This window comes from Bradyrhizobium sp. S3.7.6 (assembly GCF_054061875.1).
This window is the reverse complement of record NZ_JBSSEQ010000001.1, coordinates 5,146,133-5,172,129: the sequence shown is the minus strand read 5'-3', so window position 1 is coordinate 5,172,129 and position 25,997 is coordinate 5,146,133. Positions and strand designations below refer to the sequence as shown.

20 protein-coding genes and 1 pseudogene are annotated in these 25,997 nt (G+C 64.7%); 9 read left to right on the top strand and 12 right to left on the bottom strand.

Features of this window, described 5'->3' with window-relative positions:
- Positions 1-75: 75 nt before the first annotated feature.
- A complete protein-coding gene (locus tag ACVJ5M_RS25140) occupies positions 76-1,053 on the bottom strand; it encodes a LysR family transcriptional regulator (RefSeq protein WP_063983301.1) in 978 nt (325 codons plus the stop codon).
- Positions 1,054-1,281: 228 nt separating this feature from the next.
- On the opposite strand from ACVJ5M_RS25140, the pseudogene ACVJ5M_RS25135 reads away from it, so the two are divergent.
- The 6 genes and pseudogenes from ACVJ5M_RS25135 to ACVJ5M_RS25110 all read left to right on the top strand — a co-directional run bounded on the left by ACVJ5M_RS25135 (position 1,282) and on the right by ACVJ5M_RS25110 (position 8,871).
- Positions 1,282-2,489 (top strand): annotated as a pseudogene (locus ACVJ5M_RS25135) (ABC transporter substrate-binding protein).
- Positions 2,486-3,235, top strand: coding sequence for a nitroreductase (locus tag ACVJ5M_RS25130; protein ID WP_063983299.1), 750 nt, complete (start codon positions 2,486-2,488; stop codon positions 3,233-3,235). The pseudogene ACVJ5M_RS25135 and the gene ACVJ5M_RS25130 overlap by 4 nt, the downstream one beginning before the upstream one ends.
- Positions 3,214-3,753: a 4-hydroxylaminobenzoate lyase gene (locus ACVJ5M_RS25125; RefSeq protein WP_063983298.1), complete on the top strand. Its 540-nt coding sequence runs from the start codon at positions 3,214-3,216 to the stop codon at positions 3,751-3,753. The genes ACVJ5M_RS25130 and ACVJ5M_RS25125 overlap by 22 nt, the downstream gene beginning before the upstream one ends.
- Positions 3,754-4,257: 504 nt before the next feature.
- Positions 4,258-5,277, top strand: a complete 1,020-nt coding sequence (locus ACVJ5M_RS25120) for a TRAP transporter substrate-binding protein (RefSeq protein WP_063983297.1) — start codon at positions 4,258-4,260, stop codon at positions 5,275-5,277.
- A 32-nt stretch (positions 5,278-5,309) separates the two neighbouring features.
- Positions 5,310-7,199, top strand: a complete 1,890-nt coding sequence (locus ACVJ5M_RS25115; protein WP_063983296.1) for a TRAP transporter large permease — start codon at positions 5,310-5,312, stop codon at positions 7,197-7,199.
- Between the two features lie 22 nt (positions 7,200-7,221).
- On the top strand, positions 7,222-8,871 hold the full coding sequence (locus ACVJ5M_RS25110) for an acyl-CoA synthetase (protein WP_063983295.1): 1,650 nt from the start codon (positions 7,222-7,224) through the stop codon (positions 8,869-8,871).
- A gap of 15 nt (positions 8,872-8,886) precedes the next feature.
- Here ACVJ5M_RS25110 and ACVJ5M_RS25105 read toward each other — a convergent pair whose 3' ends face one another.
- The 6 genes from ACVJ5M_RS25105 to ACVJ5M_RS25080 form a co-directional block, all read right to left on the bottom strand.
- A complete protein-coding gene (locus ACVJ5M_RS25105) occupies positions 8,887-9,684 on the bottom strand; it encodes an MBL fold metallo-hydrolase (RefSeq protein WP_063983294.1) in 798 nt (265 codons plus the stop codon).
- A 13-nt stretch (positions 9,685-9,697) separates the two neighbouring features.
- Positions 9,698-10,474, bottom strand: a complete 777-nt coding sequence (locus tag ACVJ5M_RS25100) for a TatD family hydrolase (protein WP_063983293.1) — start codon at positions 10,472-10,474, stop codon at positions 9,698-9,700.
- 12 nt (positions 10,475-10,486) lie between these two features.
- Positions 10,487-12,499, bottom strand: coding sequence for a methionine--tRNA ligase (metG, locus tag ACVJ5M_RS25095; RefSeq protein ID WP_084795126.1), 2,013 nt, complete (start codon positions 12,497-12,499; stop codon positions 10,487-10,489).
- A gap of 109 nt (positions 12,500-12,608) precedes the next feature.
- Positions 12,609-13,655: a DNA polymerase III subunit delta' gene (locus ACVJ5M_RS25090; RefSeq protein ID WP_354099678.1), complete on the bottom strand. Its 1,047-nt coding sequence runs from the start codon at positions 13,653-13,655 to the stop codon at positions 12,609-12,611.
- Positions 13,652-14,338, bottom strand: a complete 687-nt coding sequence (tmk, locus tag ACVJ5M_RS25085; RefSeq protein WP_085401502.1) for a dTMP kinase — start codon at positions 14,336-14,338, stop codon at positions 13,652-13,654. The genes ACVJ5M_RS25090 and tmk overlap by 4 nt, the downstream gene beginning before the upstream one ends.
- Before the next feature lie 2 nt (positions 14,339-14,340).
- Positions 14,341-15,603: a D-alanyl-D-alanine carboxypeptidase family protein gene (locus tag ACVJ5M_RS25080; RefSeq protein WP_063983290.1), complete on the bottom strand. Its 1,263-nt coding sequence runs from the start codon at positions 15,601-15,603 to the stop codon at positions 14,341-14,343.
- Between the two features lie 152 nt (positions 15,604-15,755).
- Here ACVJ5M_RS25080 and ACVJ5M_RS25075 point away from each other — a divergent pair, with 152 nt between their 5' ends.
- Positions 15,756-16,712: an alpha/beta fold hydrolase gene (locus tag ACVJ5M_RS25075; RefSeq protein ID WP_063983289.1), complete on the top strand. Its 957-nt coding sequence runs from the start codon at positions 15,756-15,758 to the stop codon at positions 16,710-16,712.
- On the opposite strand, the gene ACVJ5M_RS25070 is transcribed toward ACVJ5M_RS25075, so the two are convergent.
- From ACVJ5M_RS25070 to ACVJ5M_RS25055, 4 genes are all read right to left on the bottom strand, one after another.
- Complete coding sequence (locus tag ACVJ5M_RS25070; RefSeq protein WP_063986371.1) at positions 16,709-17,224, bottom strand: GNAT family N-acetyltransferase; 516 nt, start codon at positions 17,222-17,224, stop codon at positions 16,709-16,711. The genes ACVJ5M_RS25075 and ACVJ5M_RS25070 overlap by 4 nt on opposite strands.
- A 22-nt stretch (positions 17,225-17,246) precedes the next feature.
- Positions 17,247-17,795, bottom strand: coding sequence for a phage tail protein (locus ACVJ5M_RS25065; protein WP_063983288.1), 549 nt, complete (start codon positions 17,793-17,795; stop codon positions 17,247-17,249).
- Between the two features lie 40 nt (positions 17,796-17,835).
- A complete protein-coding gene (locus tag ACVJ5M_RS25060) occupies positions 17,836-18,363 on the bottom strand; it encodes a phage tail protein (RefSeq protein ID WP_063983287.1) in 528 nt (175 codons plus the stop codon).
- Between the two features lie 110 nt (positions 18,364-18,473).
- A complete protein-coding gene (locus tag ACVJ5M_RS25055; protein ID WP_063983286.1) occupies positions 18,474-19,019 on the bottom strand; it encodes a phage tail protein in 546 nt (181 codons plus the stop codon).
- A gap of 521 nt (positions 19,020-19,540) precedes the next feature.
- Here ACVJ5M_RS25055 and ACVJ5M_RS25050 point away from each other — a divergent pair.
- On the top strand, positions 19,541-24,058 hold the full coding sequence (locus tag ACVJ5M_RS25050) for an IPT/TIG domain-containing protein (protein ID WP_456679417.1): 4,518 nt from the start codon (positions 19,541-19,543) through the stop codon (positions 24,056-24,058).
- 66 nt (positions 24,059-24,124) lie between these two features.
- On the opposite strand, the gene ACVJ5M_RS25045 is transcribed toward ACVJ5M_RS25050, so the two are convergent.
- Positions 24,125-25,057, bottom strand: a complete 933-nt coding sequence (locus tag ACVJ5M_RS25045) for a septal ring lytic transglycosylase RlpA family protein (protein WP_063983284.1) — start codon at positions 25,055-25,057, stop codon at positions 24,125-24,127.
- Positions 25,058-25,863: 806 nt separating this feature from the next.
- On the opposite strand from ACVJ5M_RS25045, the gene ACVJ5M_RS25040 reads away from it, so the two are divergent.
- Positions 25,864-25,992 carry a hypothetical protein gene (locus ACVJ5M_RS25040; protein ID WP_256376408.1) on the top strand — a complete coding sequence of 43 codons (129 nt, stop codon included), beginning with the start codon at positions 25,864-25,866 and terminating at the stop codon, positions 25,990-25,992.
- Positions 25,993-25,997 lie beyond the last annotated feature (5 nt).

Sequence of the window (25,997 nt, the reverse complement as noted above, 5' to 3'; positions counted from 1 at the left end):
AGCACAACCTTCCACTCGCGCGCCCCAACCGAACGACCCGATGGAAAATGGAACCAGGACTGAGAGCGTCTCCAGCTAGCGTCCACGCCTGAGATCCGCTGTCGCGCGCCTGAGGATATCGTGAAGCCAGTCATGCGACGGCTCGCCCTCGATACGTTCGTGCCACAACAGCCGGACCTCGACCGGCGTTGTGGCGTAAGGCAGTTCGTACGTCGTGATGGCATGCTCACGTTCGAATGCCCGCGCCAATGGACGCGGAACGATGGCCGCGAGTTCAGAGTCCGCGAGCAGGGCGGGCAGCGCCAGGAAATGCGGCAGCGAAACAGCTATGCGCGGCGGCCGGTCGCTTTCGGACAATGCCCGTTCGAGTGCCGCGCGGTCATACATCTCCGATCGCCTTGCGAGGCCACGCTCGGAGATGAAGCCTCCGATCGCTCCCTCCTGCTCGCCGCCGAAGGAGACAACGACCAGCGGCATGCGCGCCAGGGCCGCGTTGTCGATCCGACCGAGCTTGCGCTTTCCGCCCACGATCAGCACGTCGTCATATTCGAACAACAGTGAGGTCCGAAAGCGGTTCGGCGGATCCGAGAAGACGCCGATCGCAACGTCGATGCGACCGAGGTCGATCTGCTCGGCGAGGTCGATCCGCGTCACCGGCTTGATAATCAGGTCGATCGCCGGCGCCTCAAGCCCAAGTATCTTCAGGAGCGGTGACGCCAGCACCATCGTGGTGAAGTCGTTGGCGGCCAGGGTGAACTGTCGGGTCGAGGCCGCCGGAACGAAGCGCGGCTGCTCGACCGCCGCCTCGAGAGATCGCAGCGCTTCGCGAACCTGTGGAGCCATCGTCAATGCACGCGCGGTTGGCTGCATGCCGGTCGCCGTGCGCACGAACAGATCGTCTTCCAGCATCTCGCGGAGCCGGGCGAGCGAATGGCTCACGGCGGATTGACTGAGCGCAACCCGCTGGCTCGCCCGCAGCACGCTGCGCTCCTCCATGACGGCGTCGAAGACCTTGAGCAGGTTCAGGTCCAGGGTCTTGAAGGAAACAGCCACGTGCAGGACACCGTCGCAGGCGGATCGCGCGCCCGTTGCATAACTGCGATCTATTCCAGTTAAGGCCATGCGCGCAGCCGACGCAACCGAGCAGGGCGCCCGGACCGCGACGCCTGGCCGTTCGCGCCACCAATCTGAAGGCGGTTCAGGATCACTCTGCAAGAGTTTCACTTCCGCATTCGCGCGATCCCGTCATGATCCCGACGCCGGATTTGGAGGAGATGGGCAATGAAATCCTGCGGGATGTCGATCGGAGCTTTCGGACTGGCACTGGCGCTGTTCACGGCGCCGGCTATTGCGCAGGACGGTCCGGTGAAGCTCGGCGTTCTCACCGACATGTCCTCGCTCTACGCCGACAATGGCGGCCAGGGCTCGGTGGTTGCGGCGCAAATGGCGGTCGACGATTTCGGTGGTCAGGTGCTGGGGCGCGGTATCCAGATCGTCGCGGGAGACCACCAGAACAAGGCCGATGTGGGAGCGACCATCGCGCGGCGCTGGATTGAAAACGAAAACGTCGAGGTCGTCCTCGACGTGCCGAATTCTGCGGTCGCGCTGGCGGTGCAGGGCATCACACGGGACAAGAAGAAACTGTTCCTCGCCACCGGCGCCGCCACGTCGCGCCTGACTGGCGACGAATGCTCGCCGACCGGAATTCACTGGACCTACGACACGTATGCGCTGTCGCAGGGAACGACACGGGCGATGTCGCGTCTCGGCGCAAAGTCCTGGTATTTCATTTCGGTCGACTATTCTCTCGGCGCCCAGCTCGAGGCCGACAGCCGCAAGGTCATCGATGCCATGGGCGGCAAGGTGATCGGCGCCGTGAAACATCCGCTCAATACGCCGGATTTTTCGTCCTTCCTGCTCCAGGCACAGTCCTCGAAGGCGGACGTGATCGCGCTCGCCGACACCGGCGGCGACTTCATCAACGTCGTCAAGCAGGCCGGCGAATTCGGCATCACGCAGCGGCAGAGCTGGTCGGCCTGCTCGTCTTCATTGCTGACATTCACAGTCTCGGGCTCCAGAGCGCCCAGGGCCTGATGCTGAGCTCGGCGTTCTATTGGGACCTGAACGAGGATACACGGGCGTGGTCGAAGCGCTTCATCGCCAAGACCCAGAAGGTCCCGACCATGATCCACGCCGGCACCTATGGCGCGGTGATGCACTACCTTAGGGCGGTCCAGGCGGCCGGCACGCTGGATGGGCCGATCATAGCCGCCAGGATGCGCGCCATGCCCGTGAACGATCTCATGACCAGAAATGGCCGGATCCGCGAGGACGGCCGGCTGGTCCGCGACATGTATCTGTTTCGCGTCAAGTCGCCCGAGCAGTCCAAATACAAGTTCGACTATTACGAGCTGCTGGCGACGATTCCGGGCGAGGAAGCCTTCCGGCCGATGGAGCAAGGCGGATGTCCGCTCCTGAAGCAGCCATGATCGGCGAGGGCGCAGCCGTGCAGAGCGGCATAGACGAGATCATCGCAGGCCGTTTTGCATGCCGCGACTTCTCGGGCGCGCCGGTCGGGCGAGGGACCATCGAGCAGATTCTGCGCGTGGCACGGTTTGCGCCAAGCGGCGCCAATATCCAGCCCTGGCACGTCTACGTGCTGGCCGGCGATGCCAAAGACAGGGTCTCGGTGGCGCTGCGCGAGGCGCACGAAACCGCCCGCGACGCGCATATGTCGGAATACAGATACTACGCCAGTGATCTGCCCGAACCCTACCTGCAACGACGACAGGAGTTCGGCCGGTTGTTCTACGGTTCGCTCGGCATCGCCCAGACCGATATCAAAGCCAGGAGCGGCCAGACCGCCAAGAACTATGCGTTCTTCGGCGCGCCCGTCGCGCTGATCGTCACGATCGACCGGCGCCTGGAGGTCGGCAGCTGGCTCGACCTCGGCATGTTCATCCAGAACGTGCTGCTGGCTGCGGCAGGCCATGGGCTCCAGTCATGTCCGCAGGAGACGTTCTCGAAATACCACCGGATCCTGCGTCCGCTGCTGTCGATCCCGGCGGAGCAAATGGTCGTGTGCGGCATTTCGATCGGCCGTGCCAGGCACCAAATCGCGGGCAGGCTGATGCCGCGCGCGGACATCGCGGACTTCGCCTCGTTCGCGGGCTTTGAAGAACAAAGTGCAACCCAAATGGAAAGGACAACGCCATGGGAAGCCGAGACGAACTGATTCAGTGCAGCATTCCGTTTCTCCGCGAGGTCAAGGACATGACGCCCGGCGCGGAGATGGAGCGGTGGCTCAACCAAACCTACGGCGAGGGCAGCCAGCTCTACCAGGACCTGGCGCGGCTGATTAAGCGCGGCGTCGAGGAAGGCTGGGCGGCGAACCAGGAGGTCGACGGTCCGAACTACCGGCGCAGCCGCATCATGGATCCGACGCCTGAAACGTTCCAGTTCAGCATCACGGCCGTCTACATGAACAGCACCGATCCGCGCCGCTTCAAGGACGAGGACGACCACGACGTGCTCCGCGGGCAATATCACGGTCACCCATACGGGGAACTGAACCTGGTCGTGCCGCTGGACAAGGGCGCCGAGCTCAAGGGGCTGCAGGGCTGGCAAGGGCCTGGCTGGACCGCGCCCGACCCCGGCAGCCGGCACTATCCTGAGGTGCGCGGCGGCGCCGTCATCGCGCTGTTCTATCTGCCCGCCGGACGCATCTCCTACGACTTCGCGGCGCCGTCCTGACTGCCGGCCGGACCATCTCGGGTGACGCCGTGCGCGAGCGTCACCCGCTCAGAAGAATGCACAGCTGAGCCCGCGCGCGGCGATGCGCCGCGACGCCACGGCCAGCAACGCGGCTCACCATGAACGGTGGGGAGGGATTTCGGCGACCATGCGCCAGGCGGGCCCCAGCCCGGACCGCCACATCCGTAATTCGCATAAGGTATATTATGGAATATTTATATATACAATTAGATCAGATATTTAGATCGAATTCCTGACACCGCGCCTTCGCTTGCCGTCCGTTTCCGCGATGCGCGGCGACTGGCCTCCCGGCTCTTGACGGCTACTGTGCATGGGGTTGTTTTTCAGATTTTGAATCCGGCCCATCTGCCGAAAGCCGATATTGCCGCGACGGTGCCCGGCTGCAATAAGCGAGACCTCGCGAGATCGCAGATGACCTTCAGGCCTTCCGTCCGTATAGGTTTGCATCTCAGAACAACAACAAACTTCCGAGGAAGCAGACCCATGAGCTTTTCCCGACGCACGCTTCTCAAGGCCTCCGCCGCGACCGCGGTCCTGGGCGGCCTCGGTGCGCCCCATGTGGCCCGCGCCCAGAGCGCCGAGTTCACCTACAAATACGCCAACAACCTGCCTGACACCCATCCGCTGAACGTGCGCGCCAGGGAGATGGCGGCGGCGATCAAGGCCGAGACCAACGGCAAGTTCGACCTCCAGATCTTCCCGAACAACCAGCTCGGCTCCGACACCGACATGCTGAGCCAGATCCGGTCCGGCGGCGTCGAGTTCTTCACGCTGTCAGGCCTGATCCTGTCGACCCTGGTGCCGGCCGCGTCCATCAACGGCATCGGCTTCGCGTTCCCGGACTACGGCACGGTCTGGAAGGCCATGGACGGCGACCTCGGCGTCCATGTCCGCGGCGAGATCAAGAAGGCCGGCCTCGAGGTCATGGACAAGATCTGGGACAACGGCTTCCGCCAGACCACGTCGTCGAGCAAGCCGATCAACGGTCCCGACGACCTCAAGGGCTTCAAGATCCGCGTGCCGGTGTCGCCGCTGTGGACCTCGATGTTCAAGGCGTTCGATGCGGCGCCCGCCTCGATCAATTTCGCCGAGGTCTATTCCGCGCTCCAGACCAAGATCGTCGAGGGCCAGGAGAACCCGCTGGCGATCATCTCGACCGCCAAGCTGTACGAGGTGCAGAAGTACTGCTCACTGACCAACCACATGTGGGACGGCTTCTGGTTCCTGGCCAACCGCCGCGCCTGGAGCGCGCTGCCGGAGGATGTGCGCACCATCGTCGCCAAGAACATCAACGCCGCCGCCATTAAGGAGCGTGAGGATACCGCGAAGCTCAATGCGAACCTCCAGCAGGAGCTCGCGGGCAAGGGCCTGACCTTCAACCAGCCTGCGGTGGCGCCGTTCCGTGACAAGCTGCGCTCCGCCGGCTTCTATGCCGAGTGGAAGGGCAAGTATGGCGACCAGGCCTGGGATCTCCTGGAAAAGGCCGTCGGCAAGCTGTCGTAACGCGCGTTGGGGCCGCCGAGGTTCTTATCGAGATGGCTCATGTCGAGGTTGAGGCGACCGGAGTGGTGGGCGAGGTGGCTGTTCAGCCCCCTCGCCGATCCCCTGTGCTGGCCTCGCTGGAGCGCATCCTTGGCCTCGCCGTCGAGATCCCCGCGGCCATTCTGGTGGTCGCGGAGATCGTGATCCTGTTTGCGGGTGTGGTCGCGCGCTACGGCGTGCACCGGCCGCTGATCTGGTCGGATGAGCTCGCCTCGATCCTGTTCCTGTGGCTGGCAATGCTCGGCGCCGCGGTCGCGTTCCGCCGCTCCGAGCACATGCGCATGACGGCGCTCGTCGCGAGCGCGCGGCCGGCCTTGCGCGCCTATCTGGACGTGGTCGCGACCTGCGCGGCGCTGGCGTTCCTGGCGCTGATCGTCTGGCCATCCGCCGAATACGCCTACGAGGAAAGCTTCATCACCACGCCGGCGCTCCAGATCTCGAACATGTGGCGCGCCGCGGCGCTGCCGGCCGGCATCTGCCTGATGGCGGTGTTCGCGCTGCTGCGGTTGCTGCGCGCCGCCGATTACCGCATGGTCCTGACGGCGGTGATATCGGTTGCCGTCATCGTCGGTCTGTTCTGGCTGGCGCAGCCTTATCTGCGGCCGCTCGGCAATCTCAACCTCGTCATCTTCTTCGTCGGCGTCGCAGGCTTCTGCGTCTTTGCCGGCGTTCCCATTGCGTTCGGGTTTGGCCTCGCGATCTACGGCTATCTGGCGCTGACCACGCGGACGCCGGTCATGGTGCTGGTCGGGCGGATGGACGAGGGCATGAGCCACCTCATCCTGCTCTCGGTGCCGCTGTTCGTGTTCCTGGGGCTCCTGATCGAGATGACCGGCATGGCGCGGGCCATGGTCGCGTTCCTGGCGAGCCTGCTCGGCCATGTCCGCGGCGGCCTGCATTACGTGCTCGTCGGCGCGATGTACCTCGTCTCCGGCATCTCCGGCGCCAAGGCTGCCGACATGGCGGCGGTGGCGCCCGTGCTGTTCCCGGAAATGAAGCAGCGCGGCGCCAAGCCCGGCGACCTCGTGGCGCTTCTTGCGGCTACGGGTGCCCAAACCGAGACCATTCCGCCGAGCCTCGTGCTGATCACGATCGGCTCGGTCACGGGCGTCTCGATCGCCGCCCTCTTCACCGGCGGCCTGCTGCCCGGCGTCGTGCTCGCCATCACGCTCTGCATGCTGGTGTGGTGGCGCTACCGCCACGAGGACATGAGCCATGTCCGCCGCGCCACGGGTGGCGAGATCGGCAAGACCTTCATCATCGCCCTGCCCGCGCTCGCGCTGCCCTTCGTGATCCGCTACGCCGTGGTCGAGGGCATTGCGACCGCGACCGAAGTCTCCACCATCGGCATCGTCTACGGCGCCCTGGTCGGCCTCCTCGTCTACCGCCGCTTCGACTGGCGGCGGCTGTTTCCCATGCTGGTCGAGACCGCGGCGCTGTCGGGCGCGATCCTCCTGATCATCGGCACGGCGACCGGCATGGCCTGGGGGCTCACCCAATCCGGCTTCTCGCGCTCGCTGGCTTCAGCCATGACCGGATTGCCCGGGGGGCCTGCGACCTTCATCGCCGTGTCGATCCTGGCCTTCACCATCCTCGGCAGCGTGCTCGAGGGCATTCCGGCAATCGTGCTGTTCGGGCCGCTGCTGTTTCCGATCGCCCGTGCCGTCGGCGTGCACGAGGTGCACTACGCCATGGTGATCATTCTGGCGATGGGTATCGGGCTATTCGCCCCGCCCTTCGGCGTCGGCTATTATGCCGCCTGCGCCATCGGACGCGTCGATCCGGCCGAAGGCATCAGGCCGATCTGGGGCTATCTGCTGGCGCTGCTGGTGGGATTGATCATCGTCGCGATCTTCCCCTGGATCTCGATCGGATTCCTGTAAGGCGGCGTCAAGGAGGGTGTCGATGAGCGAGCGGCAGAACCAGTACAACATGGGCCTCGACAAAACCCCCGCCAACTACGTCCCCCTGAGCCCGCTGAGCTTCCTCGCGCGCAGCGCTGCCGTCTATCCCAACCACGTCAGCACGGTCTATGAGGGCCGCAGCTTCACGTGGCGCGAGACGCATGAGCGCTGCAAGCGCTTTGCGTCCTGGCTTGGCGGCAAGGGCATCGGCGTCGGCGATACCGTCGCGGCGATGCTGCCGAACATTCCGGCGATGAACGAGGCGCACTTCGCCGTCCCCATGACCGGCGCCGTCCTCAATGCGCTCAACATCCGTCTCGATGCGCCTTCGATCGCGTTTCAGCTCGATCATGGCGGCGCCAAGATCATCCTGGTCGATCCGGAGTTTTCGACTGTCATCACCGACGCGCTGGCGCAGATGAAGGGGCCGAAGCCGCTCGTCGTCGACGTCGACGACGCCGCTTTCAAGGGCGGCAAGCGTATCGGCGAGATCGAGTATGAGGCGGCGGTTGCGCAAGGCGACCCGGACTTCGCGGCGATCCCGCCAGGCGACGAATGGGACGCCATCGCGCTGAGCTATACCTCGGGTACCACGGGCAATCCCAAGGGCGTCGTCACCCATCATCGCGGCGCCTATCTGAACGCCGTCAGCAACATCCTCGCCGGCCAACTCGGCCAGCATCCGGTCTATCTCTGGACGCTGCCGATGTTCCACTGCAACGGCTGGTGCTTCCCATGGACCATCGCGGCGGCCGCCGGCATCAACGTCTGCCTGCGCAAGGTCGAGCCGACAAAAATCTTCGAGCTGATCAAGCAGCACGGCGTCACCCACATGTGCGGCGCGCCGATCGTCTACAACACGCTGATCAACGCACCCGACGCGCCGAAGGGCAGTGCCGCGCGCCGCGTCGTGGGCCTGATCGCCGGCGCCGCACCGCCGGTTGCCGTGCTGGAAGGCGCGGAGAGCATCGGCATCAGGCTCACGCACGTCTACGGCCTGACCGAGGTCTACGGCCCCGCCTCCGTCTGCGCCGAGCAACCCGGCTGGGACGATCTGCCCGCCGCCGAGCGCGCCAGCATGAAGCGGCGGCAGGGCGTGCCCTACCCGCTCGAGGAAGGCGTCACCGTCATCAATCCGCAGACGATGCAGGAGGTGCCCCGGGACGGCGAGACCATCGGCGAGGTCATGTTCCGCGGCAACATCGTGATGAAGGGCTACCTCAAGAACGAGAAGGCGACGAAGGAAGCCTTCGAGGGCGGCTGGTTTCACACCGGCGACCTCGGCGTGCTCGACGAGCACGGTTACGTCATCATCAAGGATCGCTCCAAGGACATCATCATTTCCGGTGGCGAGAACATTTCCTCCGTCGAGGTCGAGGACATCCTCTACAAGCATCCGGCCGTGCTGTTCGCAGCCGTCGTCGCAAAGCCCGATCCGAAATGGGGCGAGGTGCCCTGTGCCTTCGTCGAACTGAAGGACGGCGCCAGCGCGACCGAAGCCGAGATCATCGCCTTCTGCCGCACGCATATGAGCGGCTTCAAGACGCCGAAGGCCGTCGTGTTCGGACCGATCCCGAAGACGTCCACGGGCAAGATCCAGAAATTCTTGCTGCGTAACGAGGTCGGCTCGTCGAAGGCGATCTCGGCCTGAACCGAGCCGGCGCGATCAGTGCGTCTCGAGCCGCATGCCGTCGTAGGCCGGCACCACGTCCGCGGGCAGCGATTGCCGGATCACCTCGTAATCGACGTCGGCCGTCATGTTGGTGATGACGGCCCGCTTCGGCTTGAAGCGCTCGATCCAGGACAGCGCATCGTTGATGCTGAAATGGCTGGAATGCTGGGTGTAGCGCAAGCCGTCGACGATCCAGAGATCGAGATTCTCCAGCGCGCCCCAGCTCTCGCGCGGGATGTCGTTGAGGTCGGGCGTGTAGGCGGCATTGCCGATGCGATAGCCGAGCGCGGGAATCTGGCCGTGTTGGACCAGGAAGGCGGTCATGGTCACGTCGCCGCCCTTGCCGCTGATGGTCCGGCTTTCGCCGGCCTCGATCGAATGCCGGTGCAGGATCGGCGGATAGTCGCTGCCCTCGGGCGAGATGAAGCAGTAGGAGAACCGCGCCATGATGTCTTTCGCGGTCGACTGGTTGAAATAAACCGGAATGCGCTTGCGCATGTGGAGCACGACGGAGCGCAGATCGTCCATGCCGTGGGTCTGGTCGGCATGCTCATGGGTCAGGAACACCGCGTCGATGTGGTCGACATTGGTATCGATGAGCTGCTCGCGCAGGTCGGGCGAGGTGTCGATCACGATGCGCGTGGTGCCGTGGTGTGATGTCTGCTCAACCAGCAGCGAGCAGCGGCGGCGGCGGTTCTTTGGATTGTTGGGATCGCAGGCGCCCCAGCCGAGTGCCGGGCGCGGCACGCCGGCGGAGGAGCCGCAGCCCAGGATCGTCAGCGTCAGCGTCATGCGGCTCCCAGTCCTAAGATTTCACCTTGGAGAACAGGCGGAAGAAGTTTTCGGTGGTCTGGCGTGAGATCTCATCGAGCGACACGCCGCGCATTTCGGCGAGCACCTTGGCGACCTCGACCACATAGGCCGGCTCGTTGCGTTTGCCCCGGAACTTGCCGGGCGCAAGATAGGGCGAGTCTGTTTCAACCAGAATACGGTCCGACGGCAGTTCAGCCGCAAGCGCGCGCAGGGTCTCCGATTTCTTGAAGGTCAGGATGCCCGTGAAGCCGATATAGAGCCCGAGCGACACCGCCTTCAGCGCCAGCTCGCGCCCGCCCGTGTAGCAATGCAGCACGGCGCGAAACGATCCCTTGGCGGCCTCCTCCTCCAGGATGCGGCCGCAATCCTCGTCCGCCTCGCGGGTATGGATCACCAGCGGCAGGCCGGTCGCACGGGCCGCGGCGATGTGCGCGCGAAAGCCCCTCGCCTGCGCCTCCGGCGCGCCGTTGTCGTAGAAATAGTCGAGCCCGGCCTCGCCGAGCGCGACGACCTTGGGATGCCCGGTCAACCCGATCAGCTCGTCCGGCGAGATGCCGTCTTCCTCGTCCGCGTTGTGCGGATGGGTACCGACCGAGCAGTAGACGTCATCGTAGCGCTCAGTGATGGCCAGAAGCTGATTGAGCTTTCGCACCCGCGTGGAGATCGTGACCATACGGCCGATGCCGGCCGCACGTGCACGCGAGACGATCCCGTCGAGGTCTTCCGCAAAGTCCGGAAAATCCAGATGGCAGTGGCTGTCGACCAGCATCGCCCGAACGCCCTAGGCCGCCGGCTCGATGTAGCGCGGGAACGCCGGTGTTGGCGCCGGCAGCGTCGAGCCTGGCGCGATCCGTTTGGCGCCCCCGAGCATCGCGAAGTTCCGCTCGCCCGCGGGAATGCCGAGGCTGTCGAGCAGCAGGCCCGAGGCAGTCGGCATCGCCGGCTGGGCCAGGATCGCGATCTGGCGCACGACTTCGGCGGTGACATAGAGCACCGTCTTCTGCCTGACAGGATCGGTCTTGGCGAGCGCCCACGGCGCCTCGCCCGCGAAATAGCGGTTGGCCTCCGCGACCACGGCCCACACGGCGTTGAGCCAGTGATGGATCTGCTGCGTCGCCATCGCTTCGCGCGATGCGGCGATCATGCCGTCCGCCATCGCCAGAATCGCCTTATCGTTGTCGCTGAACTCGCCCGGCTCCGGCAGCACGCCGCCGAGCTGCTTGGCGATCATCGACAGCGAGCGCTGCGCGAGGTTGCCGAGGTCGTTGGCGAGATCGGCATTGATGCGCGCGACGATGGCATCGTGGTTGTAGTTGCCGTCCTGGCCATACGAGACCTCGCGCAGGAAGAAATAGCGCATCTGGTCGACGCCATACTGGTCGGCAAGATTGAAGGGGTCGACGACATTGCCGACCGACTTCGACATCTTCTCGCCCCTGTTGAACAGGAAGCCATGGGCATAGACCCTCTTCGGCAGCGAAATGCCGGCCGACATCAGGAATGCGGGCCAGTAGACCGCGTGGAAGCGGATGATGTCCTTGCCGATGATGTGCACGTCGGCCGGCCAGTAGCGCCAGTTCTTGTCGCTCTCGTCGGGGAATCCGACGCCGGTGATGTAATTGGTCAGCGCGTCGACCCAGACATACATCACGTGCTCTTCGTCGCTGGGCACTTTCACGCCCCAATCGAAGGTCGTGCGCGAGATCGAGAGATCGCGCAGGCCGCCGCGTACGAAGCTCACCACCTCGTTCTTGCGCGAGTCCGGGCCAATGAATTCAGGATGATCTTCGTAGAGCTTCAGAAGCTTGTCCTGATAGGCCGACAGGCGGAAGAAATAGCTCTTCTCCTCGACCCATTCGACTGGCGTGCCTTGCGGGCCGAGGCGCACGCCGTCGTCGTTCAGGCGCGTCTCGTCCTCGGCGTAATACGCCTCGTCGCGCACCGAGTACCAGCCGGCATAGCTGTCGGCGTAGATGTCGCCGTTCGCTTCCATGCGCCGCCAGATCTCCTGGCTGGAGCGATGGTGCTGCTCTTCGGTGGTGCGGATGAAGCGGTCGAACGACACGTTCAGACGCTCGTCCATCTCCTTGAAGCGGCCAGCATTGCGGGTCGCGAGCGCGGACGGGGTCAGGCCCTCGTTCTGCGCAGTCTGGACCATCTTCTGACCGTGCTCGTCGGTGCCGGTCAGGAAGAACACGTCCTTGCCGTCGAGCCGCGCAAAGCGCGCCAGCACGTCGGCCGAGATCGCCTCATAGGCGTGGCCGATATGCGGGCTGCCGTTGGGATAGGCGATGGCGGTCGAGATGTAGAAGACGTTGTCGCGCGCGGGCGCAGCAACGGGAGTTGCGGCTTGCGGAGCTGCGACGGGCTTCGGCGCGGGCGGCGCCTCAGGCTTCGACACCTTGGGCTTCGACACCTTGGGCTTCACAACCTTCGGCGGCGTGGCGACAGGAGCCGGTGCTGCGGTCACGGCAGGCGCGGTCACTTTCGCTTTCTTGGCGACCTTCTTTGCCGGAGGAGCCTTGCTCTTCGCCGGAGATTTGGCTGCCTTTTTGGCCGCTTTCTTCACCGCCTTCTTGGCGACGACCTGCTTCTTCGCAGCCTTCTTGCCGGCCTTCTTTGTCGTCTTCGCAGCGCTTTCCTTCACGCCCTTCTTGACGGCAGCCTTCTTGGTCTTCTTGACCTTCTTGGCAGCTTTGCGCGCGAGCGCCTTCACGGCCTTCTTCACGGCCTTGTTGGCAGCCTTCTTCTTGCTGCTCTTGCCCCTGGCGGTTTTCTTAGCTCGCGTGGCCACGACGAATTCCTTTACCGGCTTCTCGAAATTTGGAAACGAACCTGCGTTAGGTCATTATTTGGAGTATGATCCTGTCGGAAAACCGCTGCACACTTTTCCGGATCATGCTCTAGCGCGTTGCGTCCGCCAGCCAGCCGAACACCGAGAAAACCAAGGGCTTTCGCTCCAGATTGTAGGTTTCGGTGTCGCGCGCGGCGCGGACGATCTTTTCCCATACCTCAGCTAGGCGCGCAAGGCGCGGCAGATTCTGGTTGGCATTGGCCTCGTCGGAGTGCAGGCGCTCCGCAATCCAGCGATCGATGCCGTCGATGAAGGCCGCCAGCGCGACTCGATCGCTGGTGCCGAGCGAATCGCCGAGCGTGTGCAATTCGCGCGGATCGACCTGTGGCAGGCGCGCGAGCAGCGCCGCCGTGCGCTGCTGCAGCTTCAGGGCATCGCCGCCGAGCAGCGTCAGCGCCCGCGCGACACTGCCCTCGGAGGCCTCCGCGGCCTCGCGCAGCGCCGGATCGTTCGGATCGAGGTCAGCCGTCGAAGCTGCGGCGCCGATCACATCATCCGTGTCGAGCGGGCGCAGGCGCAGCTTGCGGCAGCGCGACTGGATCGTGGCGAGCACGCGCGCCGGCGCGTGGCTGACCAGGAGGAACAGCGATTGCTGCGGCGGCTCCTCGAGGATTTTCAGCAGTGCGTTGGCGGCATTCGGATTGAGCTCGTCGACGGTGTCGACGATGCAGACGCGCCAGCCTTCTGCCGCGGCAGTCGAGCCGAAGAAACCGATCGTCTCCCGCGTCTCGTCCACGGTGATCACGGTGCGCATCACGCCGCGGTCGTTGGCGGTGCGTTCCAGCGTCAACAGCCCGCCGTGCGAGCTGGCCGCAACCTGCCGCGCCACGGCGTTATCAGGATCGATCGCGAGGGTCTGGGCTTGCTGCACGGACGGCGCCAGCGGCTGGCCGTTGGAAAGCACGAAGCGCGCCATGCGATAGGCCAGCGTCGCCTTGCCGATCCCCTGCGGCCCGCCGATCAGCCAGGCATGCGGGATGCGCCCGCTGCGATAGGCCGCGAGCAGCGCCGTCTCGGCCTCGCGATGGCCGAACAGAAGGCTCGTCTCGCGCGGATGCGGAATGGCGGTTTCGCGTTCGGCCTGGCGCGGGCTCATAGGGAAACCACCGATGCAGGGGTTGGGAGAAGACGGTCGCGCAGCGCCGTCCAGACTCGTCCAGCAACCGTGTCGGGATCGGAATTGGCATCGATCAGGACGCAACGGCCGGGATCGTCCTCGGCGATCTTGCGATAGGCCTCGCGCAGGCCCTGGTGGAAGCTGAGCTGCTCGCCCTCGAACCTGTCAGGTGTGCCGCTACCACGACGCACGGCGGCGCGCTGCAATCCAATCTCGACCGGCAAATCGAGGATGAGGGTGAGGTCCGGCTTGAGATCGCCGATCGTGACCCGCTGCATCGCGTTGATCAGGCCCATCGGCACGCGGCCGAGGCTGCCCTGATAGGCCCGCGTCGAGTCGGCGAAGCGGTCGCACAGCACCCAGGCGCCCCGATTGAGCGCAGGCTGGATCACGGTGCGGACATGGTCGTCGCGGGCAGCCGCGAACAGCAGCGTCTCGGCTTCGGGCCCGAGCAGCTTGCCCATCCCCGACAGCACCAGGTGGCGCATGATCTCGGCACCCGGCGAGCCGCCGGGCTCGCGCGTGACGAGGGTCCGCATCCTGGCCGCAGTGAGGCGATCGGCGAGCTTCTTGATCTGGGTCGACTTGCCGGTGCCCTCGCCGCCTTCAAAGGTGATGAAGCGTCCGCGTCCGGACGGCCGCTGTGCTGCGCTCTCACTCATGATCAGAGCTTCTCGGCGCCCGCGCGGAACATGCCGATCACGAGCTCGCTGGCGCCGTCGATCGCGCGGCGCATGGTCGAGCCGGTGCCGATCGCTTCGGCGGCATAGACGGGCGTTTCCACCGCGATATTGCCGCTGCGCCAGACCTTGACCACGCCGACCTTCTGCCCGGCTTCGATCGGCGCGCGCACCGGTCCGCTATAGACGATGCGCGCAATCAGCTTGTCGCTGCCGTTCTTGTGCACCATCACCTTGACGGGCGTCTTGGCGACCAGCTTGACCGAGCGGCTCTCGCCGCCAAACACTTTTGCGTAGCCAACCTGCTGGTCGGCCGCGATCAGGGTGCGGGTCTCGAAATTGCGAAAGCCCCATTCCAGCATCTTCTTGGCTTCGGTGGCGCGATCCTCAGGATCTTCCAGGCCATTGACGACCACGATCAGCCGCGTGCCGTTCTGCACGGCCGAGCCGACCATGCCGTAGCCGCCCTCCTTGGTGTAGCCGGTTTTCAGACCGTCAGCGCCTTCCATCGAATTGAGCAGAGGATTGCGGTTGGGCTGGCGGATCTTGTTCCAGGTGTACTCCTTCTCGCCGAACAGTTTGTAGAATTCGGGGAAGTCGAGAATGATGTGGCGAGCGAGGACGCCGAGCTCGCGCACCGTCATCTTGTTGCCGGGATCGGGCAGGCCGTTGGAATTGCCGAAGGTCGACTTCGTCATGCCGAGCTCGCGGGCACGCTTGGTCATGAAGTCGGCGGCAAAGATCTTCTCGTTGCCGGCAATGCCCTCGGCCAGCGCGATGCAGGCGTCATTGCCGCTCTGGATGATCGCACCATGCAGGAGGTCATCGACCGAAACCTTGCTGTTGATGGCGGCGAACATGGTCGAGCCGCCCGAGGGCGCCCCGCCCTTGCGCCAGGCGTTCTCGCTGATCCGGTACTCGTCGGTCGGCTTGATGTCGCCCTTCTTGATGGCATTGAAGACGACTTCGGCCGTCATCAGCTTCATCATGCTGGAGGGCGCGCGCAGTTCGTCGGCGCTCTTCTCGAACAGGACGCTGCCGCTGGAGGCCTCGATCAGGATCGCGGTGGGGGCATCGCCATCGAAGCCGGAATCCTCGGCTTTCTTGGCGCCCTGGATGCTCTGGTTGGCGGCGTACAGGGCCCCGCCCCAGCCGATGCCAGCCACCAGAACCGCCGCGATCAGCCCGCGCGCCAGCGCCCCGGCGGAGAACCGGGTGCGACGGAGCGGAAAAAGACGAAATGCCATGGCGAAGCCCTGAGAGCGGCGTTCTAACAGCAGGAACCGGTGCGAACAACACCGGGCTGGCCGCCGAACCCGAGATTGCACGATTCTCGGCGCGCCCCTATCGTGGCACCTGATATTTCCCGACCAAACCCCTGAAACAAGGCGGAAAAGCGATGTTGTCCACCCGCGTCATCAAGGCCAACGGGATCGACCTGTTCATCCGCGAAGCCGGCCAGGGCCCGCTGGTGGTGCTGTGCCACGGCTGGCCCGAGCTATCCTACTCCTGGCGCCACCAGATCCCGGCGCTGGCGGACGCCGGTTTCCACGTCGTTGCCCCCGACATGCGCGGCTACGGCCAGAGCGCGGCGCCGGCGGACGTCGCCGCCTACTCGATCTTCGACACGGTGGGCGACGTCGTTGGCCTCGTGCACGCGCTCGGCGAGAGCAAGGCGATGGTGGTCGGCCACGACTGGGGCGCGCCGGTCGCCTGGCATGCGGCGTTGTTCCGGCCCGACATCTTCACGGCGGTGGCGGGCCTGAGCGTGCCGCCGCCATTCCGCGGCCGCGGCAAGCCGCTCGATCTGCTGCGCCAGGGCGGCGTCACCAATTTCTACTGGCAGTATTTCCAGACACCCGGCGTCGCCGAGGCCGAGTTCGAGCGTGACATCGCCCGCACCATGCGCATCGTGCTCGGCGGGCGCGGCCTTGCCGATCCCAGCGCCGCGATGTTCGTCCAGGAGGGCAAGGGCTTTCTCGGTCACGCGCTCGCCGAGGAGCCGCTGCCCAACTGGCTCAGCGAGGCTGACCTCGCCTATTTCACCGAAAGCTTCCGCAAGTCCGGCTTCCGCGGCGGGCTGAACTGGTATCGCAACCTCGACCGCAATTGGGAGCTGACGGCGCCCTGGCAGGACGCGCAGATCCATCAGCCATCGCTCTTCATTGCCGGTTCGAAAGACGCCGTCATCACCGGCCTGATCGGCGCCAAGCGCGTCAACGAGCTCGAGCGCGTGCTGCCCAATCTGACGCGGAAGCTGATCATCGAGGGCGCCGGCCATTGGGTCCAGCAGGAGCGGCCCGACGAGGTCAACGCTGCGCTGCTGAAGTTCCTGCGCGAAGCGGCTGTGCGTTAGCCGAGATCCTTTTTCATCGCGATGTGAGCGGCGCCCGCCTGCCCGGTCTCGGCAAATCCTCGCCGCAGGTAAAACCTGAGCGCGGCCGAATTGTCCGCGAGCACTGAGAGCGTCAGCGCGCCGACACCCTGCTGCCGTGCGCTCGCTTCGAGAGCGTCGAGGATCTTCGTGCCGGCGCCGCGACCGCAATCGGCCGGCAGCAGCGCGATGTCGATGATGTGCCAGTGCTCGCTTTCGCAATGAAGCAGCAGCCGGCCGATCGCGGTCCCATCCTGTGTGACGATCAGCGAGATCGCCCCCGGAAACTGCGCGGCATAGCCGGCCGCCTGGCTGCGGAACTGTTGTGCGATGATCTGGCCGACGATCGGCCCGGACAATGCCGTCGCGGTGAATTGCCCCGTCCGCACCTCCTCGAAGAGACGCCGGATGAACGGCTCGTCATTCGGGCCTGCGGGCCGAAGCCGAAGGGCCGGATCGTCCGGGACGATGTCGAGCGGCGCGCCGTCAATCATGCCGTCGCGCACTCAAGATCGTTCAGGAGCTGCCGAAAGCCGGAAAGATTCCCGCGTAGGCGATACACCAGACGATCGCCTGGGTCGGCTGCATGTTGTCGTGCGGCAGGTTCTGCCCGGTGAGTGTGACGGCGCTTGGCACCAAGGTGAGACTGCCGGGTGGCGCCGTGAAGCCGGTGAAGTTCGGGTCGATCGCAACCGTGGTCCCCGCCGCGCCGGGACCTGCCGTAGCGCCTGTCGCGCTCTTGTTGCCGAGTTGCAGGGCGTGCGTGTGCCTCGCCATGTTGTCGCCGATCAGCGTCACCGTCGAACTGCCGACGGTCTCGCCGACGACATAATTTTGCAATCCCGGGCCTTGCCCCTGACCGATCGCGACCGAACCGTTCAGGTTCGGCAAGGCGAAATTGGTCGTGCCATTGCCGCCGTAATAGGTACCGATGAGTGCAAATAACGCACTGTGACCCTGAATTGGCAGGAGCTGGCCGCCGCACGGCAGCCAGGCGCTGTTGAAGCCGCCGACTGCAAAAGGAAACGTAAAAGCCTGGATTTCTCCGACGAACGGATCTGACATGTTGTCTTTCCTTGAGACTGAATACGGATGCGTGCGCAGCCTAACCGGACGAAGGGAAGACGCCCGCGTAGCAAATGCAGTAATTGGCAACCACGCTCGGCATCATGTTGTTGTGCCCGATGCTGTTGCCCGAAGTGGCGACGCAGGGGGCCATCGTGGAGTACGTCCCGGCGTTCGCAATCGGTGCGTAGAGTTCACCTGCTGACGCCGTGGCAAGATGAAGGGTCGGCCCGGGCGTTACATCCGTTGCCGTCACGGTCGAGGACATCAGCGCATGACTGTGGGTCGGCATTTCGGCTTCGATCAGGGTGTGGTTCTCCTCACCCCCGGGCTGGCCCAGCGTATAGTTCGGAAGGCCTGTCCCCTGTCCCTGTCCGATCGGCACACGGCCGCGTAGATCGGGAAGGTTGAACGTGTTGACGCCATCGCCGCCATAGGTGGTGCCGATCACGGCGTAAAGCGTCTCAAACTGGGCAATCGAGACCGACTGTCCATTGCAGGCGAACCAGCCGTCCGGCACCCGCGGAAAGCCAAACAACCTGATCTCGCCGAGAAACGGATCTGCCATCGCATATGATCCTTTGGTGTGCGCCCGTTCCGATCCGATCGGCGAATGCGCGAATATGGGAAAATTGAAGTGGACGGATTACGTTTGCGAAAATGCGGCCGTGCAGCCGCTCAGCTTCGCGACGGAAAAATCCCCTGCGTCGCGATCAGATAGCTGATCGTGAGATAGGGCTGCATGTTGTTATGCTGCTGGTTGCCGCCTTCGTTCACCAGATTGGTGGCGGTGGCCAATGGCGTGTCGCCGCTCCCGGCTGCGGCAAAAATCTTCGTCGGGTTGGTCGCCGGCAGTGAGTTTGTCGCGAAGACGTTGCCTGTGGGAGGGACGCTCCCGCGTCCGCCTCCTCCGACCGCTGCGGACACTTGAATGAGATGATTGTGGGCCGGGAGCTGCTGCACATTGAGGCTGGCCATATACGATCCGCCGGTCATGCCCACGGGATATTGGCCGGCGCCACTCGAGCCGAGGATCGCGCGACCGCGCAGATCCGGGAGTGCAAACGTCGTCACTCCGTTGCCGCCATAATAGGTGCCGAGCAACGAGAACAGCGCGGAATTTTGCTGGATGGCCAGCAGCGCACCGTTACACAGCGCCCAACCTCTGGGAATCACTGCGCCCGCAAAAGGCATGATCTGTCCGAGAACCGGCTGTAACGGCATGACCCCTCCCCCAAAAAACTAACGACCCGTCGCGTGATGATGCAAACCACGACGGCGGCACTTAAATTAAAGAATGAATTTATTGCGGCCCACTCGCCGAGATTGTTGAACAGCCAGCGTCGACAGTCAAGCGCAAGCGCAACCATAAATTGACAAGTCAAGCGTTTCCGTCGATTGCCATCAAAGCACGCTTTTGTTGCGGCTATGCAACGGTTCGCCGGAAAGTAGTGCCCGCGACTTGGTTCCGGCAGTTTGGCTGGCTCGCTCGCTTGCGTTGCGCACCGCGTCACGTCAAATGCACGCAACGATATAGGCGAATAATTTCACAATCAGGGATTTTAGGCGGATGCTCTATCGAGAGCTGCCGCTAAGGGGGGCCGGTGAGTCACGCAATTGCGGTGGCCATTCCAGCGATAATCGGGAAATTGGCGGTCCCGACACGCGATGGTGAAGCTACGCCTTCGCGGATATTGCGCTCTCTCTGGCGGGCGGCTCAACGCATCTGCATCGCGGCCGTCGTGATGCTCGGCGCGATGGCAGCGGCGAACGCGGCTTGCGATCAAACGACGGATTCGACGTCGGGCGTGACCATCAACTTCACGTCGGTCGGTCAGATCTATCGCCTGTGTCTGACCGTCGGCGCAGCCGCGGCCGACGACTCGGTTGTATACGGCGTCTATTCCGTCGCGGGCACAGACGCCTTTTACAATGCACCGATCGCAAATTCGACCGGCCATTCGGGCAGCCCACTGCTCACAGCGGCCGATTATAATCCGACCACGTCAAAGGCAACTTACACATTTCACCCAACGAACCCGAACCAAAACGGTCAATCCGCGAAGGCCGGCCAGGCCGAGATCGATATCACGCTGAACAGCAAGACAGGTGGCGGACAGGACTCGATCACCCTGTATTACACGCCGGGCTGCAGCGATTTCAACGTGGGCTGCTCCGGCAGTTCGATCGCGAATACCCCTTACACGTTCACGATCAATCTACCCAGCCCCACGGTGACGTCGATTTCACCGACGACCGGGCCGCTCGCCGGCGGCACTTCGGTGGTGATCACGGGCGCCAACTTCACCGGGACGACTGGCGCGGGCGGCGTCAAGTTCGGCGCCACCAATGCGACGAGCTACACCGTCAACTCCAATACGCAGATCACGGCGACAGCGCCGGCGGGGTCCGCCGGGACCGTCGATGTCACCGTCACCAACGGCTCGACATCGCCGACGTCGGCGGCGGACCAGTTCACCTATGTCGCCCCGCCGACCGTAACCGCGATATCGCCGACATCAGGTCCAACCGGTGGCGGCACATCGGTGATCATCACCGGCACGAATTTCAGCACGACCACAGGCGCTGCCGGCGTGAAGTTCGGCGCCATCAATGCCGCGAGCTACACGGTCAATTCCAATACCCAGATTACCGCGACATCGCCCGCAGGGACTGGCACGGTCGACGTCACCGTGACGACTGTGGGCGGAACGTCCGCAACCACGGCCTCCGACCAGTTCACCTATGTGGGCGCGCCCACCGTCACTTCGATTTCGCCGACCTCGGGTCCGGGCGCTGGCGGCACCACCGTAACCATCACCGGCACCAACTTCTCAGGCGCGACGGCCGTGGTGTTCGGAGCAGCGGCTGCGACTGGCGTCACGGTCAATTCGGCGACCCAGATCACCGCGACATCGCCGGCAGGAACCAGCACGATCGACATCAGGGTGACGACAGCCGGCGGCACGTCCGCAACATCTGCAGCGGACCAGTTCACCTATATTGCCTCACCGATCGTCACCTCGATCTCACCCACTGCGGGCCCGCAGACAGGCGGCACGGTGGTGACGATCACGGGCACGAATTTCACCGGCGTCACGGCCGTGTCATTCGGCGGGACGGCCGCGACCGGCTTCACGTTCAATTCCGCGACCTCGATCACCGCGACCTCGCCGCCCGGCACCGGCGCCGTGGACGTCAGGGTCACGACGCCGGGCGGGACATCCGCGACCTCGGCCGCTGATCAATTCACCTATGCCGGCCCTCCCTCGATCACGTCGATTTCGCCGACAGGCGGCCCCCTGGGCGGCGGCACCATTGTCACGATCACCGGCTCCAATCTGTCAGGTGCAACGGCGGTGACGTTCGGCGCCACGGCGGCGGCCGGCTTCACCGTCAATTCGGCAACCCAGATCACCGCGACATCGCCTGCCGGGACCGGCACCGTGGACATCAGGGTCACGACGGTAGGTGGAACGTCGGCAACGTCCGCCGCGGACCAGTTCACCTACACCGCCGCGCCGACCGTTACCTCGATCTCACCGACTACGGGTCCGCAGACAGGCGGCACAGTCGTGACGGTCACGGGCACAGGCTTCACCGGCGCCACCGCAGTGACATTCGGCGCAACCGCCGCAACGAGTTTCACGGTCAGTTCGTCAACATCAATCACCGCGACGTCACCCGCCGGGACCAGCACCGTTGACCTCCGCGTGACCAATCCGGGCGGCACCTCGGCCACCTCCGCCGCCGACCAGTTCACCTACGTCGCCACGCCAGCCGTCACGTCGCTTTCGCCGACGTCGGGGCCGGCGGCCGGCGGCACGGTGGTAACGATCACGGGCACCAATTTCATCGGCGCGACAGCCGTGACGTTCGGTGCAACCGCGGCGGCGGGCTTCACCGTCAACTCCGCAACCTCGATCACCGCGACATCGCAGGCCGGCACCGGTACCGTCGACGTCAGGGTGACGACCACGGGCGGCACCTCGGCCACATCGGCGGCAGACCAGTTCACCTACGTCGCCACGCCAGCCGTCACGTCGCTTTCGCCGACGTCGGGGCCGGCGGCCGGCGGCACGGTGGTAACGATCACGGGCACCAATTTCACCGGCGCGACAGCCGTGACGTTCGGTGCAACCGCGGCGGCGGGCTTCACCGTCAACTCCGCAACCTCGATCACCGCGACATCGCAGGCCGGCACCGGTACCGTCGACGTCAGGGTGACGACCACGGGCGGCACCTCGGCGACATCGGCGGCAGACCAGTTCACCTATTTCGCCGTGCCGACCGTGACGTCGATCTCGCCGACGGGCGGCCCGCTCGCCGGCGGCACGTCGGTGACCGTCACCGGCACCAATTTCACCGGTGCGACCGCCGTGAAGTTCGGGGTGACGAATGCATCGAGCTTCACGGTCAATTCCGCGACCTCGATCACCGCGACCTCTCCCGCCGGCACAGGCACCGTTGATCTCACGGTCACGACACCTGGCGGAACGTCGGCCATATCAACGGCGGATCAGTTCAGCTACGCCGCGACGCCGGCGGTGACGTCGGTTGCGCCGAATGCGGGCCTGCTCGCCGGCGGAACGTCGGTCACCATCACGGGCACCGCGTTGTCCGGCGCCACCGCGGTGAAGTTCGGCGCCAACAACGCGACCAGCTTCACGGTTAATTCGGCAACGTCGATCACGGCAACCTCGCCGCCCGGCGCCGGCACGGTCGATGTCACCGTGACGACGGCCGGAGGGACGTCGCCGACCTCGGCGGCAGACAGGTTCACCTATCTGTCCGCGACGACCACCACGGAGCTCACCTCGTCGAAGAATCCGAGCAGCTACGGCGAGTCTGTAACTTTCACGGCCAAGGTGAACAGCTCGGGCGGAACGCCGACGGGAACGGTCACTTTCAACGACGGCGGCACGCCGATCGGCACGTCTACCCTGTCGGCCGGCGTCGCCACCTTTGCCACGACCACGCTCGCCGTCGGCAATCACAGCATCACGGCGACCTACAACGGCAGTGTGGCCTTCAACGCCTCGACCTCGCCGGCTCTGAACCAGTCGGTCGACATTCCCGCCGACAGCGCCAAGCTGCGCGCCCTCCAGCTCAACGTCACCAAGATCGTGGCGCAGAGTTCGGGACAGGCGATCTCCGGTTCGATTGACACCGCGATTTCCGAAGGGTTCAGCGACGGCGGGCAGTACATCATGCCAGGCGCGGGCGGGCTGCGCGTCAATTTCGCCGCCGCGCCCGACGGCGATGAGGACGACAAGCCCAAATCCGGTCAGCAGCCCGGTTCTCAAAGTTTGAACTCCTATTCGGGCGACGGCGGCTCCGGCCGGACCGGCGGCCGCGGGCGCGGCTCCTCGCGGATCGATGACGCCTTCGCCGCGATCGATCGGGCGGCTCCGACCAAGGCACCGGCTGCGCGCTTCAGGGAGCAGAAGGACTGGCTGTTCTGGATCGACGTACGCGGCAGCGGCATCGATCAATGGGGCTCGTCCGGCAACATCGGTCAGGGGGCAACCCAGGCCACGCTCTTCGGCCAGCAGATCAACCTGCTGACCGGACTGACCTACCGGGCGAGACCCAATTTGCTGGTCGGTGTGACCGGCGGCTATGAGAACTTCAGCTACACCCAGACCGACATCAACGGAAAGCTGAAGGGCGACGGCTGGACCGTCGGTGCCTATCTCGGCTGGAAGATCATCCCGACGCTGCGTTACGACGTGGCCGTGACCTATTCCGGCATCGGCTATGACGGCACCGCCGGCACGGCCCAAGGCAACTTCAACGGCAATCGCTGGATATTCGCGACCGGCTTCACCGGCAGCTACAGCTGGGCCAATTTCAATATCGAACCGTCGGCCAAGGTCTACGCGATCTGGGAGCGGGAAAACGCCTATGTCGACTCGCTCGGCACCCAGCAGGCGGCCCGCACCTTCTCGAGCGGCCGCGCATCTGCCGGCAACAGGGTCTCCTACCCCATACCGTGGCTCGATAGCGTGCTGCTGGCGCCCTATGCCGGCGTCTTTGCCGACTATTACTTCACCCGTGACGATGCGGCCGCGATCGTTGCTGCGGGCGGCATCCCGCTCGCTTCGACACCATTGCTCCAGGGCTGGTCAGCCCGCATCACGGGCGGCATCGGCGCAAGGCTGGCGGGCGGCACTACGGTCGGCTTCGGCGCCGAACTCGGCGGCATCGGCAGCAACACGCAGATCTGGACGTTCACGGGACGCGCGCGCATCCCATTCTGATCCCTGGGCGCGACGACGGGCCAGCGGCGCTACGCCGCTCGCCGGATTTGCCGGCTTGGTACCTGCTTAGTAGAGGCCGCGGCCGCTCAGGATGCTGCGGGCCTCGGCGGCGCCGTCGGCCGATGACGGCGCGTTCTCGGTCGCATAGCGGCCATCCTCGTCATAGGACACGGCACGCGCGTTCTGGAGCGCCCGGCCCCGGCCCCGGCTGCGGCTCGAGGCCGACATCTCCGAGGTCGCGTTGAGCGACGCCATGTCGGCAGAGGTGTTGCCGAGATTGTAGGGCCGCCCTTCCGGCGTCGGAACCTCGCCGCGAATGGCGCTACGGTTCGACGATGGCAGCTCCGGCACGAAGGGCCTTGCCGAGGCAACCCGCACCATCGAGGGCGACGGCGCCGGGATCCCGGTGCGCAGGGTCGCCATCAGCTGGCGGTCGTCGGAGCCTTCCAGCGGCGCCCGGCCGACATATTCGACACGGACCTTGGCGACGCCATTGCCTTTGAATTCAAGGAGTTCAGCGGCTTTGTTCGAGACGTCGATCAGGCGGTTGCCGTGATAGGGCCCGCGGTCGTTGACGCGCACGATCAGCGATTTGCCGTTCGAGACATTGGTCACCCGCGCATAGGACGGCATCGGCAGGGTCGGATGCGCCGCTGTCAGCGAAGTCATGTCGAACACTTCGCCATTGGCGGTCAGGCGGCCGTGGAAATCGTCGCCGTACCAGGACGCCATACCCTCGGCGCGGTAGTTGACGTCCTCCTCCGGCACGTAGGTCCGACCGCCCACAACATAGGGCTTGCCGACGCGGTAGGTGCCGCCGCCTTTCGGAACCGGATCTCCAAACGCCACGACCCGCGGGCTCGAGGACACGCCGTATTTCGGATCGACCCGACTGGCGAACTTGTTCGAGGAGGCGCAATTGGCGAGCGCGAGGCAGGTCGCGACCGCGGCAACACCGCGTGCGGCCCGCAAAACCGAATCTGACCGTCGGATCCCCATGCGCCCCAAATACCACTTCGCCGGAGGCGTACCCAACCCGCTTTGGCTACGGGGGAGCCGCTGTCCGGTCCCAAAATCCGAGGCGGCCCACCACCGCGTCGGAAGCAGTAAGGATAACGCAACCCGAACACGGCGGAAATGGGGAGCCCACAGCGTTCACGCCGGGATGGTAAACGGGGCGTTCGCTTCTCCCCCGTTGATCTACGGAGCGCAGGCACCCTGCTCTGTACCACTCCTGGACATTCTGTTGCGCCAAATCCTCACTCCACCCCCATTGTCTTGTGGCTCACTGGAATTCTTTTGACTGTGCAAGGCCGCACGCGTTTTCTCGGTTGCAGGGGCGAACTGGAATTTGATGATGATCGAGACGGTTTCGGCACTGATGGGTCTGGTAAGCGCGGGGATCTTCCTGGCCCATGCGTTTGAAGGTTACCGCACGAGGGCCTGAGGGCATTCGCGCGGACGGCAAGGATCACCTCTTTCAAGACGGCACGTTCGGACAATCTTAATCGATCCGACCGAGCATCGAACACGAGAGCGGCAGGTGTCCCATGCGCAACCATGACTTCGTATCCGATGGCTTCCTGGCACTGACCGCCGGCGGCTTGTTTCTTCTCTGCTCGAGCCTCGTGGCACTGGCCTTCGCCTGAGCACCACCACCAGGCTCCTTCTTTCTAACCACAACTACACCGCGATGCAGCATACAGCTCTGTCCGGTATTGCCCTGCTCCCGTTTAGTTGATTGAATTTCTGCGTTCGGCGCCTCGACTCATTTCAAGAGGCCATCACCAACGAGGGTGACGCAAATGCTTGCTGAGAAATTTTTTCTGGTTCTGGAATCGCTGATCCGCGGCGACCGCACCTATTCCGACGGAAGCCCCCGGGTGATCAGCACCTCCCCGCACGTGCCGGTAAAGCTGCCGGACCGGAAATAGCCGTC

What these genes read in the sequence shown, in the direction of transcription:
- ACVJ5M_RS25055 (WP_063983286.1), bottom strand. Translation starts at nt 19,019, where the DNA reads ATGCCGTTACAGCCGGTTCTCGGACAGATCATGCCTTTTGCGGGCGCA.
- ACVJ5M_RS25070 (WP_063986371.1), bottom strand. Translation starts at nt 17,224, where the DNA reads ATGATTGACGGCGCGCCGCTCGACATCGTCCCGGACGATCCGGCCCTT.
- ACVJ5M_RS25060 (WP_063983287.1), bottom strand. Translation starts at nt 18,363, where the DNA reads ATGGCAGATCCGTTTCTCGGCGAGATCAGGTTGTTTGGCTTTCCGCGG.
- ACVJ5M_RS25115 (WP_063983296.1), top strand. Translation starts at nt 5,310, where the DNA reads ATGGCTCATGTCGAGGTTGAGGCGACCGGAGTGGTGGGCGAGGTGGCT.
- tmk (WP_085401502.1), bottom strand. Translation starts at nt 14,338, where the DNA reads ATGAGTGAGAGCGCAGCACAGCGGCCGTCCGGACGCGGACGCTTCATC.
- ACVJ5M_RS25080 (WP_063983290.1), bottom strand. Translation starts at nt 15,603, where the DNA reads ATGGCATTTCGTCTTTTTCCGCTCCGTCGCACCCGGTTCTCCGCCGGG.
- ACVJ5M_RS25125 (WP_063983298.1), top strand. Translation starts at nt 3,214, where the DNA reads ATGGGAAGCCGAGACGAACTGATTCAGTGCAGCATTCCGTTTCTCCGC.
- ACVJ5M_RS25075 (WP_063983289.1), top strand. Translation starts at nt 15,756, where the DNA reads ATGTTGTCCACCCGCGTCATCAAGGCCAACGGGATCGACCTGTTCATC.
- ACVJ5M_RS25050 (WP_456679417.1), top strand. Translation starts at nt 19,541, where the DNA reads ATGCTCGGCGCGATGGCAGCGGCGAACGCGGCTTGCGATCAAACGACG.
- ACVJ5M_RS25065 (WP_063983288.1), bottom strand. Translation starts at nt 17,795, where the DNA reads ATGTCAGATCCGTTCGTCGGAGAAATCCAGGCTTTTACGTTTCCTTTT.
- ACVJ5M_RS25045 (WP_063983284.1), bottom strand. Translation starts at nt 25,057, where the DNA reads ATGGGGATCCGACGGTCAGATTCGGTTTTGCGGGCCGCACGCGGTGTT.
- ACVJ5M_RS25120 (WP_063983297.1), top strand. Translation starts at nt 4,258, where the DNA reads ATGAGCTTTTCCCGACGCACGCTTCTCAAGGCCTCCGCCGCGACCGCG.
- ACVJ5M_RS25090 (WP_354099678.1), bottom strand. Translation starts at nt 13,655, where the DNA reads ATGAGCCCGCGCCAGGCCGAACGCGAAACCGCCATTCCGCATCCGCGC.
- ACVJ5M_RS25110 (WP_063983295.1), top strand. Translation starts at nt 7,222, where the DNA reads ATGAGCGAGCGGCAGAACCAGTACAACATGGGCCTCGACAAAACCCCC.
- ACVJ5M_RS25105 (WP_063983294.1), bottom strand. Translation starts at nt 9,684, where the DNA reads ATGACGCTGACGCTGACGATCCTGGGCTGCGGCTCCTCCGCCGGCGTG.
- ACVJ5M_RS25040 (WP_256376408.1), top strand. Translation starts at nt 25,864, where the DNA reads ATGCTTGCTGAGAAATTTTTTCTGGTTCTGGAATCGCTGATCCGCGGC.
- ACVJ5M_RS25130 (WP_063983299.1), top strand. Translation starts at nt 2,486, where the DNA reads ATGATCGGCGAGGGCGCAGCCGTGCAGAGCGGCATAGACGAGATCATC.
- ACVJ5M_RS25100 (WP_063983293.1), bottom strand. Translation starts at nt 10,474, where the DNA reads ATGCTGGTCGACAGCCACTGCCATCTGGATTTTCCGGACTTTGCGGAA.